Below are 11,723 nucleotides of genomic sequence, written 5' to 3'. Positions count from 1 at the left end.
AATTCACCTCTTCTTATTTTAAAGTTTATTCAATTATAATTTTTGACGAACTTAAATCTACACCTGTTGGTAATTCAACTAAATAACGGTCTTCATTTACACTACTTTGCTTGAACTCATATTGCGTACCATCACTTAATTCAATTTTAATAGTATTTGAATTCGTTGCACCTTCAAGATCTGTAATTAAGAAAGAGTTTACATCCGTCCCCAATCCTGTACCTTGTGTTTTAGAACTATTTAAGTCTTTAAATAAAACGTCTTTTGATACTTCTGGATCTGGTTTCGGCTCCGGTATCGGTTCCGGATTAATTACTGGAGGCGTTACTGGGTTCCAGTTCCCATTATCTTCTGTTGGGGTTGGATTTGGTGTAACTCCGCCTGTTCCTGGCGTTCCAGTACTCGGCGTTCCAACAATAACATTTACAATTTGTGATGCTATCGCTGCATAGTTTGAAACAATTCCTGCTACTGTTGTACCAACTGGAACAGTTAATTCATTGATTTTCAAATCTGTTCCAACTGTAATTTTTGCTGCTGGATTTGAAACCGCTAACGTTTCTACAATACCTTTGATTTGCAAGGCAAGTTCCACTGCTGTCGTTAATAATACTTGACCAATATTTGCATTTCCTTTTAGTTCAAGATTAGTTGTAGATTCTACTGTAACTTTTGTAACCGTACCATCTAAATTAATTAATGAAACTGTTGCAGCAACTGTAATTTCAGTAACTACAGAGTCTGATTCGATAGCAGTATCATTACGCTTCACATGAACTTTTCCAGCTTTAGAACCTCTCAGCTTCACTTTCGGACCTTTTTTCTCATCATTGGCAAACTTGTTATCTAATGAAGCGACTTTCCCAAAAATTGCGTCATCTATGATTAAATCTCCATTAACTGTAGTGCCGTCTAACTCGACTGAGTTTCCAACATTTGTTGTTACTGTTGCGTTACCTGTTACTGTTAATCCAGAAACTGTTACAAAATCTGCATTGATTGTTAATGCATCAATTGTTGCGTTCGAATTGAATACTACTCCTTGATCAGTTGTCCCCTCATTATTTAACGTCAGTGAATTAACGTATGTAACAACACCATTTGTCACTGTAGCGACAATAGAAGCGCCACTTAATGCTTCTTTATTATCTTCTGTAAAGATTGATTTTACAGAATCATCGTATGAATAAGTTGTTCCATCCACCACAATACTGGCTGTTGTGTAATCATCTAGTTTGAAAGTTACACTTTTAGACGTTTCTGGAGTTGTTTTAACTACAGCTTCCGCACGTGTAATAAATGCTGCCATTTGTCCACGTGTTACATTTGAAGAACCGTCAAATTTAGAAGCTGTTTTTCCAGTTGTCACATTATTTTCATATAAGGCAGTGATTGCTTCTTTATAATCTGCACGTACATCTGTGAAAGGTAATACATCAGCATTTTTAGATTTTAAATTTAATGCGTTTGCAATAATTTTTGCTACGTGATTACGTTGAATGTTTGCTCCCTGGCGGAAAGTACCATCTTCATAGCCATCGATAATGCCTGCTTGTTTCAATGCAGCGATCGCTCCGTAATATTGGTGAGTGGTTGGAATATCTTTGAAGTTGGGATTGATTACATTAGTAGTGTCTAAACCTAGTACACCAGCAATAATTTTTGCTGCTTGACCACGTGTCAAGTTTTGTCCCGGTTTAAATGTACCATCTTGATAACCATTAATAATGCCACGGTCACTTAAACTTTTAATTGCATCAAAGAATTGATGTGACGATGGTACATCCTTAAATGTGCTTGCTTCAGGTGCGATTGGGGCAGCAACTGCTACAACTGAAGCTGCAACCGCTGCTGCTGTTGTAGCTTTCAAGAACTTTGATTGTTGTTTTTTCTTCATACCTAAATAAATACCTCCCATTTCCTAAAAAAATAGTAATATTTCACCAATAGTGAATATAATTCATTATACCTTAATATTTCTCCCATTTCCATAAAATTGGTTTTTAAAATATTTTTAGTAGGACAATATTCACCGTTATGCTATAAGATAAGAACAACACAAGAGAAAACACATCTTTTTTATCAGTAACAATAAGGAAACTAAGATTTGAATTCAATATTCTGCACAACATTAGCTTGTAATAAGTTTCTATACCATACTTTTCATACATAAAAAACTGCGTGAACCTAAAGTGTAGGTTCACGCAGTTTCCATTTTTATTGATTAATATTTACTTCAAGCTCTTTCACCTCACCATTTTCATCACGGAAACGGATAGTTACTTTTATAATGTCTGTTTCAACTAAATCTGCAAATCTTGTTTTATTGAATGTGATACTCAATTTCCCATCTGGAGAAGTTGTTACAGCAATGCTGTCTTCACTTGTAACAGTTACTGAATCTGCAGTTGTACCAGTAATTAATTCAATTGAATCAATTGTCGTTAATTGTGTAACTTCTGTGTTTGTAAAAGCAATATTTACTGTATCAGCAGTAGTTGCAATTACACCCGCAGTATCATTTGTAGTAGTTTCTGTTGATCCAGTACCTTCGTCTGTGTTACCTACGTTTTCATCTGGATTTTCATTTTCCCCACCCGGTTCATCTGTGTTTTCTTCCGGGTCTTCATTTTCCTCATTTTCATCATACGGCTCACGAGGCTCTGATAAAATATTAACTGGACGCACTTCAACTTTTTCACCATTATTCGTTACTACTAAATCAAATACGTTCCAGTAAATCTCTGTCCCTTCACCTTCAGGTACTTCGAAAATATGTGCCGGAGCTGTTGCATTTCCTAAGAATACTTGAACTTTCGCTCCAGAAGAACGTAATGTATTACTACCAGAGTAATGATGTACATAGAATCGGTATTCCCCATCCAATAATTTACGAATTGTTGTCGTTTCCGGACCGTAAGAATCTACGTCATCCCAATCTAAATCCGCATAAATGATACCATTTGATGTTGTACGTTTCTCTCCATAAAAAATGTGGAATTTCTCGTCATCTACTGATGGTCCCTCTAAATGTGAATCCAAGTCACTTGGATCCTTGTCCCAAGAAAGCATGATTTTAATCTCTTGAGAAGCGGCTGCGCGGATTGCTGTTTCATGTTGGTCTGTTAAAAATATATCTGTTGAAGCATTTGCAATCATATAGGATGTTACATAACCAGGAGCTGAGAATTCGCCTGTATATACTCCTGCCGGTAAATTTACTGAGTAGTATCCGTATGCATCAGTTGTTGCAGTAGCTACTACGTCACCTTGTGTAGTCCCCGATCCTGTACGGAATTTAATCGTTAAGTTTGGAATACCCACATATTGAATATCTGTAATGCGACCTGCAAAACCTGTTTTCACCTCGTATGAAGAAGCTACTTCTGTTCCTGTCACTTTCGCATTTTTCGAAGTTACTTTCACTTGAACTGTCTTTCCAGCATTCGCATCTACTTTAAGCGGTGTATATGTAATACGCTGTTTGTTTGCATCATATTGTAAATTTTGTAATTCTACTTCATTGCCATCAATGAATGCTTTTACTTCGAAATCAGAAATCGTTAAACCTGCGATAAAATTTGTTAATTGTAATGCAATAGCATTCTGAGATGCGTTAATTGCAGTCAATGTGGCTGTGGCATTTGGGTCCGAGTAGCTTTCCGTAACTGTTTCACCGCCGACATTTACCGAATTGTATCCATTATCAATGTCTAATACTAAGTTTTGCGGGCGTTGAGATAGTGTAGAACCTTCTGAGTTAATGTGAGCTTGTTGAATAATACCCGTACCTAATACTTGTGCTGCTGCATTTAATACTAAAGTTCGGATATCAGTTTGTTCACTCAAATTAATCCGAACATTTGTCGCACGTGAGTTAATTGTTTCAAATACTCCAGTTAACTCTACCTGAAAACCTTCGCCAGCTGTCTGCATGGCTTCGGAAACGGTAATGTCTTCAAAGCCAGAAGAACCCTCACTCAAGTTTTGCTCAACTACTAAAGTTGGTGTTTCTAACTGTACTTCATATACTTGTGTGCTACCTTGTGCAACAATACGTACAGCACCTGTATTTTTATTTACGATTACTGTCGCTAATACTGAGTCGGTAAAGTAGATACTGTTTTTACCGCCACCTTTTACAATCGTTTGACCCGTTACATTAACACCATTTAAATGAACATCTCCCTCACCGATACCTTCACCTAAAATTAGATTACCGTTAATTGTAACGTTTTGAAGATTTACATTGGCTGTATTAATGAATAGATCACCAGTAATTATTTGTTTACCTGTTGAAGGGCCATATGTACCTGCAGCAGCAATTGTAGAGCCTGTAATTTGTTCTACGCGATTACTATTTGATGATGGATTACTTGGAATATAAACAGTATTAGCCCCTGATGTTGTCGGTGCTTCGACTGCTTTGCCATCAGCTGTTACAATTTTAGCGATATTTGATTTAACCGAGTCATAGTTTTTAATAATATCAACTGCATTAAAACCTACTGGCAATATAAGTTTATCAATTTTCGTATCCGAGCCTAAAGTAATGATTGAATCTTTTTCGAGGATATTTAAAACTTTAATATCACCTGAAATTTCAATTGAAACTTCACCTGCTTTTGCCACTGTCAATGTATCCACAGTTGCTGTACCAGATATCGTTGTATCATTACGTTTCACTTCAATTGTTTGAGTAGTAACCTGATTTAACGTAATTGTAGAACCTTTTGTGCTATTGGCTGCAATTGCACTTAAAGATGCTACTGGTGAAGCTTTGATTGAATCAATTACTAATTTTCCTTGAATGACAGCATTTGAAATTTTAACAGATGTGCTGTTTATTATGACATCACCTGTAATGATAACTTGTCCCAAATCTAATATTACAGGAGCTTCTTCTGAACTAGCTGCTTCAATTGATAAAGACTTTACTTCTACTATCTCATTATTTTTTACTATTGCCGTTAATTGTGCACCTTTTAAAGCAGTTGCATTTGCTTCGGTGAAAATCGCTTGTGTTACTGAAGCCGCTTTTAACTCGCCTGTTGAAGTTTTGATAGTATTTCCTGTTACTTCATCAATTGTAAATATTAATTCTTCTGAAACCTGTACGTTTTCAGCGCGTACAACAAAAGTTGCTAATTGGCCGCGCGTTACATTAGATGCACCATCAAATGTAGTAGTTGTTTTGCCTGTGGTAACTTTGTTATCATATAATGCTGCAATATATTGTGCATAATCTTTACGAACATCCGTAAACGGTGCATTACCTTCTATTGTTGCTAACTTAAAGCCATTGGCAATCATTTTTGCCATATGGTTCCGTAAAATTGGTTCACCTTGTCGGAATGTATTATCTTCAAAACCACTAATAATACCTGCATTTGCTAAAGCTGCAATCGCACCGTAATATTGATGATTTTTCGGAATATCATTAAAGCCTGGGTCTGTTACATTTACTGTATCTAATCCTAAAGCACCCGCTAATATTTTTGCAGCTTGACCACGTGTTACCTCTGCATTCGGTCGAAAAGTACCATCTGCAAAACCCTGAATTATTCCGCGTTGTTGCAGATTTAAGATATCATTGTAAAAATAATCAGTCTTCTTTAAATCTTTAAAACTGGCCTCTACAGCTGCTGGAGCTATTACTGCAACACCCGAAGTTGCAAGCACTGCTGCAAGTGTGGCATTGAAATACTTTTTCTTATTCATTTACCTATTTCTCCTTTTCTTTTTGAGAGTAATGGAATAGATTATAAGCAGTTAAATTAATGAAAAATTATGCCTATAAACCCATTTTTAATTATAAGGAAAAATGAATATTCACATCCAAAAATTTCAATATTAAAAGGTAATATGATATATAACAGTAAAATATAGTTATTATTAAGTAAGCCCGTAATCAAATAACGCATATAAAACATCAGGCGCCTCCGGTACGATAGACGTATCAATCAAAGGAGGTGCCATTTCTATGCCTACAAATAAATTAACCATCGTACCAGTTAAACTCGATCCCCTCCCAACTGAACCTACTACGTTTCATTCCACTCAAGATACAGCTGCACCAAGTTGTATCATTAAAACCGCTGAAACTGAAATTCTCTTCTTCAATGGCGTAGATGAGTGCATCATCCAAACCATTATGAAGGAGCTGAAAAGTCGGTGAGACATGATTTTACGAGTGTGCAAAACATCTATATTATTTGTGGCAAGACTGACATGCGCAAAGGGATAGATGGCCTAGCAACACTGATTCAAGATTCTTTTGAATTAGATCCTTACAGCGATTCGATTTTTCTTTTTTCTGGATGGAGCAAAGATCGCTATAAGTGCTTATATTTTGATGGAGATGGCTTCGCCATGCTTTATAAAAGATTAGATAATGGGAAGCTTCAATGGCCTAAAGATGAAAATGAAGTACGTAATCTTTCACAGCAGGAACTCCGTTGGCTATTGGAGGGATTGTCATTACAACAACCAAAGGCCATTGCAAAATCTGCAAAAGGGAGCTTTTAATGGCACTATTATAAATGGTATAATTAACCACATATAAATCGAACGGAATGTGGTGAATGATTTGATGCCTGTTGATCAAAAGCAAGAAGAACAAAACGAACGTATTATTCGATTACTTGAGCAACAATTGGCTCAATCTAATCGACAAATAGAAGCTTTAACTGAACAAGTTCGTCAATTAACAAAAGCCTTATATGGCTCTAAATCAGAAAAATCGAAGTATCAAGCGCCCGATGGACAAGTTTCCTTATTTGAAGACGACCCGTCTTTTAACGAACCTGAGCAGACAGGCGAACAAAGCACCGAAACTATTAGTTATTCGGTTACACGTAAAAAGAAAAATAAAAAGCGAAATGATTCGTTTCGTGAAGATATTGAAATCGAAGCCATTCATCATCATCCAGCCAACGTAACTTGTGACTGTTGCCAAGGAGAAATGGTGGAATTCAGTTCGATGTTAGTACGTGAAGAAGCGAAATTTATTCCAGCTACAATGAAACGTGTACAGCATTTTGAACATATCTATGAGTGCAAAACATGTAAAAAAGATTCACTACAAAAAGCGCAAATTAAACGTGGGAAAGCACCACAAGGCGCGATTCAAAGAAGTATTGCCGGTCCTACGGTTTTGGCCAAGCTTATCTACGATAAGTTTATTCAGTATTTGCCTCTTTACCGTCAGGTAAATGAATGGGAACGTCATGGCCTTCACACCAACGATAAAAATTTATCCAACTGGGTCATTCGTGTAGCAGAAGATTGGCTTCAACCGCTATATGATTTGATGAAGCAACTGTTAACAGCAAAATCAGTACTTCATCTCGATGAAACCTATTCACAAATACTTAAGCGTTCCGATGGAAAGCCAGCGCAATCCAACGCCTATAACTGGGTAGCACGTAGTGTTCAAAGTGATGGACCTATAATCGTTCTCTTTAAAAGTGCGCTTTCTCGTGGGCGTGCTATTTTAGAAGATTTTATCAGAGGGTTTAAAGGGACTGTCATATGCGATGGTTATTCGGCTTATGGGCAATTACCAGATGTTCAATTCGCTAACTGTTGGGCGCATGTACGCCGCTATTGGTTAAAAGCTGAGAGCAAGAATGGACAAATCGGTGTGCAATATTGTGACCGGTTATTTCATATTGAGCGTAAAATCAAACATCTTTCACTAGAGGAACGTGTCCAAATTCGACAACAAGAAGCAAAACCGATTGTCGATGAATTTTTCGAATGGATTGATCGCTCACCTTTCTTCGGTAAAAATGCCATTGCGAAAGCAGCTGAATACACGTTAAGTCGAAAAGCCGCATTAAGGGTGTTTATTGATGATGGTAATGTAGCTATTGATAATAACCCAGCTGAAAATGCGATTCGTCCGAATGTCATTGGTCGTAAAAATTGGCTTTTCTCTGTTAGCGAGGCAGGTGCGCAAGCAAATGCCATCTGTTTAAGTCTAGCTGAAACGGCCAAAGCAAATGGCATCGATTTTTATCAATACCTGGTCAAGCTACTAACTGATTTGCCAAATTTACCGATTCATCAGCAACCTGAAATTTTACATAACTACCTGCCATGGTCAGAAAATATTCAAGCCACATGTGCAAAATAGCCAGCTAGCCGAAAAAAATTTCAGCTAGCTGGCCATTCGTCGTGCGTACCATAAAGGTGCGCTATTTTCTATATTTCGGGCTTACATTATTAACATTCTAGGATATTCCATAAATATTGATTAAAATTAATAAATATAAATAATGAGGGGGATATAGAATGGAAGAATTATTAAGTGGACTTACATTATTCATGAATATGATTCATGACTTAATTGTAGTGGCAGTTTCAAAATTCGGCTTCACTGTTAATGATAAAATGATTCATTTTTTCTTCATAGGAATTATTGGTATTATTTTATTTATTTTAATAGATGTGATTTTTAAAAGTTTAGTTAAATTCGGGGTATCCGTACTTTCTTTCATTTATACTTTTTCAATAATTATAGTGGTATCTTTTGTTATTGAAATACAACAAAAATTAACAGGTGCGGGGAATATGGAGTTTGCGGATATATTATATGGACTTTGGGGATTTTTAATGTTCTTGCTTATACTCATCCTCATTAAATTAATCGGTAGATTTATATTTAGGAAATTAAAATAAGTAAAAGGCATAGCTATTAGTTAGAAGCTATGCCTTATAAAATTATTTTAACTTAGTACCTGTTTTGATAAAATATCTTCTTTTAGTCGAGCAAGAATCTCATTAGCCTTTTCTTCTGTATCCCTTACAACGCCAAAATAAAACTTACATTTCGGTTCTGTACCTGAAGGGCGAATGGCAATCCACGAATTGTCCTCTAGCACAAACTTTAATACATTTTCTTTCGGCAACAAAATTGGCTCTGTAGTGCCTTCGTGTAATGTTGCAATCCCTGTCAAGTAATCCTCAACACGTACAACTGCTATTCCTGCGATTTCTTTAGGCGTATTTAACCGGTAGTTATTCAAAATTACCTTCATCTGCTCTTGGCCGTCTTTTCCTTCAAATGTTTTGGACACAAGTGCTTCCTTGTAATAGCCATACTTACCGTACAACTCTTCCAAAGCATCAAGCAATGTTTTTTCTTTCGTCGAATAATAGGCAGCCATTTCAGCTACTTTTAAAGCTACTTGAACCGCATCTTTATCCCGGGCGAATGTCTCAATCAAATAGCCGTAACTTTCTTCATACCCGAACAAATAAGTATGTGCTTTCGTCATTTCAAACTCCGCAATTTTTTCAGCTATATACTTAAAACCAGTTAAAGTATTGACAGTTGTAACTCCGTAATGAGTAGCAATAGCAGTTCCTAGCTCTGATGTAACAATAGTTTTTAGCATAGCTCCATCAGATGGGAGTGAACCATTCTCTTGCTTTGTATACAAAATATAATTTAATAAAAGTGCACCAAGTTGATTACCTGTAAGAAGTTCATATGAATTTCCTTTACGTACAGCAACCCCTAAACGATCAGCATCAGGATCTGTTGCCAGCAAGATGTCCGCTCCTACTTCGTTACCTAACTCGATTGCCATAGAAAAGGCTGCAGCTTCTTCAGGATTTGGATATACAACAGTAGGGAAAGCGCCATCTTGTACAGCTTGTTCTTCAACAACATGCACTTCATTAAATCCGAATTGCTTTAATCCTTCTACTACTGGAATAAGCCCTGCTCCATGTAAAGGTGTGTAAACAAGTTTCATATTATAATCAATTGCATTATTATTTTTTAAAGTTAATAGCCTGTTCATGAACTTTTCATCGAGATCTTCCAAAATCCACTGTAACAAGCATTGTTGTTCAAGCTCGGTAACATCTGCAACTTCAATCTCAAAAATATCACTAATTTGATTCATATGCTCGATAATTGCATTTGCCCCAGTCGGCACAAGCTGCGCCCCGTCCTCACCATATACTTTGAAGCCATTGTATTGCTTAGGATTATGACTGGCTGTAATGACAACACCTGCAAAAGCATTTAACTCACGTACTGTATAAGATAACTGTGGTGTTGGACGCGCCTCTTTATAAACATATGCAGTAATATTATGTGCTCCTAATACACGAGCTGTCTCCAACGCAAATTCATATGAAAAATGACGAGTGTCGTAAGCAATAGCAACACCACGTTTTTTCGCTTCTTCTCCATTTGAAGAAATATAGCGTGCCAAGCCTTCCGTAACACGTCGGATTGTATAGATGTTCATACGGTTTGTACCTGCACCAAGGATACCACGCATCCCACCTGTACCAAATGTTAAGTATTGATAGAAACCGTCTTCAATTGCCTTTTCATCTGTCATTAGTTGCACTAATTCATCAGCCAAATAAATGGGAAGTTGTTGTTGTTGCCAATGTTTAATTAATTCTACACTCATCATTTATTTCTCCTTTAAAAGCTCTAGCATTTTCCGTTTATATGCTTCTACCCCTGGTTGATCGAACGGATTCACTTCTAATAGGCATGCACTCATCGCGCAGGCTTTCATGAAGAAGTAAATTAAATAGCCTAAATGATATTCATCAAGTTTCGGTAATTCAAGTTGAATAACAGGTACGCCCCCCTCTGCATGAGCTAGTGCAGTACCTTGCTTCGAAATCGCATTAATCTCATTAAAAGTGCGATGAGATAAATAATTTAAGCCATCTTCATTGCGTTCATCGAATGGTACTTGCAGGTCGCCTTTAATGTCATGGAAATGCAATAGAGTTTCAAACATAATCGGGCTTCCCTCTTGAATAAATTGACCGATTGAGTGTAAATCCGTTGAAAAATTAACTGTTGAAGGATATAAGCCTTTCTTTGCCTTCCCTTCACTTTCACCAAATAGTTGTTTCCACCATTCATGGAATTTATTTAAGCCAGGCTCAAATGAAGCGAGCAGTTCAATCGAATAACCTTGCTCATATAACATATGACGCATCACGGCATATTTATATGCGTCGTTATTAGCTAAATCCGATTCAGAAAGTTCTTCTGCTGCTTGTTTAGCACCAGCCATTAAAGCGCGAATATCTACCCCTGCCACTGCCGCAGGTAATAACCCCACAGGTGTTAATACAGAATAGCGACCTCCAATATTTGAAGGAATAACAAATTGACGGTAGCCTGCTTTATCAGCTATACCTTTTAAAACACCTTTTTCCGCATCCGTTGTTACGATAATACGTTCTTTTGCTTTATCTCCATAGCGTTCTTCCATATAAAGACGCATTACTCGAAAAGCAAGAGCTGGCTCCATTGTACCACCCGATTTTGAAATGACATTAACATAAACTTGCTTTTTATCCAGATATGATAAAAGTTCTTTTATGTACGCCCCGCTCATATTCAGACCAACATATACAACTTCAATTCCATGCTCAGCTAAACCAAAATACGGCTTCAGTGCTTCTTGGATTGCACGAGCACCTAAAAAGGATCCCCCTACACCCACTACAACTAGTACATTTGCGCAAGCACGGATTTCTGAGGCTACATGCTCAATTTCCATTAATAGCTCATTATGATTATATAGAGGCGAATCTATCCAACCTATAAATTTAAATTGAGGTAATACTTTATGAATATACTGAACTTTATTTTTATAATTTAAAATGTCAATTTCATTCAATGAGCAATTTAATAACGTAGTTTTTACTATTTCATTTAGCATAAT

At 36.7% G+C, this 11,723-nt stretch carries 8 protein-coding genes; 4 read left to right on the top strand and 4 right to left on the bottom strand.

The genetic code is table 11. The annotated features are described in order from the left end of the window. Nucleotides 1–25: 25 nt before the first annotated feature. The gene (locus MKY71_RS03200) at nucleotides 26–1,897 is read right to left on the bottom strand and encodes an S-layer homology domain-containing protein (protein ID WP_340731576.1); all 1,872 of its coding nucleotides are present in this window, start codon (nucleotides 1,895–1,897) and stop codon (nucleotides 26–28) included. Nucleotides 1,898–2,217: 320 nt separating this feature from the next. Beyond that, a complete protein-coding gene (locus MKY71_RS03195; protein ID WP_340731575.1) occupies nucleotides 2,218–5,721 on the bottom strand; it encodes an S-layer homology domain-containing protein in 3,504 nt (1,167 codons plus the stop codon). A gap of 262 nt (nucleotides 5,722–5,983) precedes the next feature. On the opposite strand from MKY71_RS03195, the gene MKY71_RS03190 reads away from it, so the two are divergent. From MKY71_RS03190 to MKY71_RS03175, 4 genes are all read left to right on the top strand, one after another. Further along, nucleotides 5,984–6,178, top strand: coding sequence for a hypothetical protein (locus MKY71_RS03190; RefSeq protein ID WP_340731574.1), 195 nt, complete (start codon nucleotides 5,984–5,986; stop codon nucleotides 6,176–6,178). After that, nucleotides 6,175–6,528 (top strand): IS66 family insertion sequence element accessory protein TnpB, encoded by a 354-nt coding sequence (tnpB, locus tag MKY71_RS03185; protein ID WP_340731573.1) that lies wholly within the window; start codon nucleotides 6,175–6,177, stop codon nucleotides 6,526–6,528. Before MKY71_RS03190 ends, tnpB begins: the two co-directional genes overlap by 4 nt. A 64-nt stretch (nucleotides 6,529–6,592) precedes the next feature. After that, a complete protein-coding gene (gene tnpC, locus MKY71_RS03180) occupies nucleotides 6,593–8,140 on the top strand; it encodes an IS66 family transposase (protein ID WP_340731572.1) in 1,548 nt (515 codons plus the stop codon). A gap of 158 nt (nucleotides 8,141–8,298) precedes the next feature. Further along, on the top strand, nucleotides 8,299–8,685 hold the full coding sequence (locus MKY71_RS03175; RefSeq protein WP_340731571.1) for a hypothetical protein: 387 nt from the start codon (nucleotides 8,299–8,301) through the stop codon (nucleotides 8,683–8,685). A gap of 47 nt (nucleotides 8,686–8,732) precedes the next feature. Here the strand turns inward: MKY71_RS03175 and MKY71_RS03170 are convergent, their stop codons facing one another. After that, entirely contained in the window at nucleotides 8,733–10,445 is a 1,713-nt protein-coding gene (locus MKY71_RS03170; RefSeq protein ID WP_445683732.1) for a phospho-sugar mutase, read from the bottom strand. Further along, nucleotides 10,446–11,720 carry a glucose-6-phosphate isomerase gene (locus MKY71_RS03165; RefSeq protein WP_340731569.1) on the bottom strand — a complete coding sequence of 425 codons (1,275 nt, stop codon included), beginning with the start codon at nucleotides 11,718–11,720 and terminating at the stop codon, nucleotides 10,446–10,448. Between the last annotated feature and the right edge of the window lie 3 nt (nucleotides 11,721–11,723).

Source organism: Solibacillus sp. FSL W7-1324 (genome assembly GCF_038008025.1).
GTDB lineage: Bacteria > Bacillota > Bacilli > Bacillales_A > Planococcaceae > Solibacillus.
This window is presented reverse-complemented; position numbering and strand designations above follow the sequence as displayed.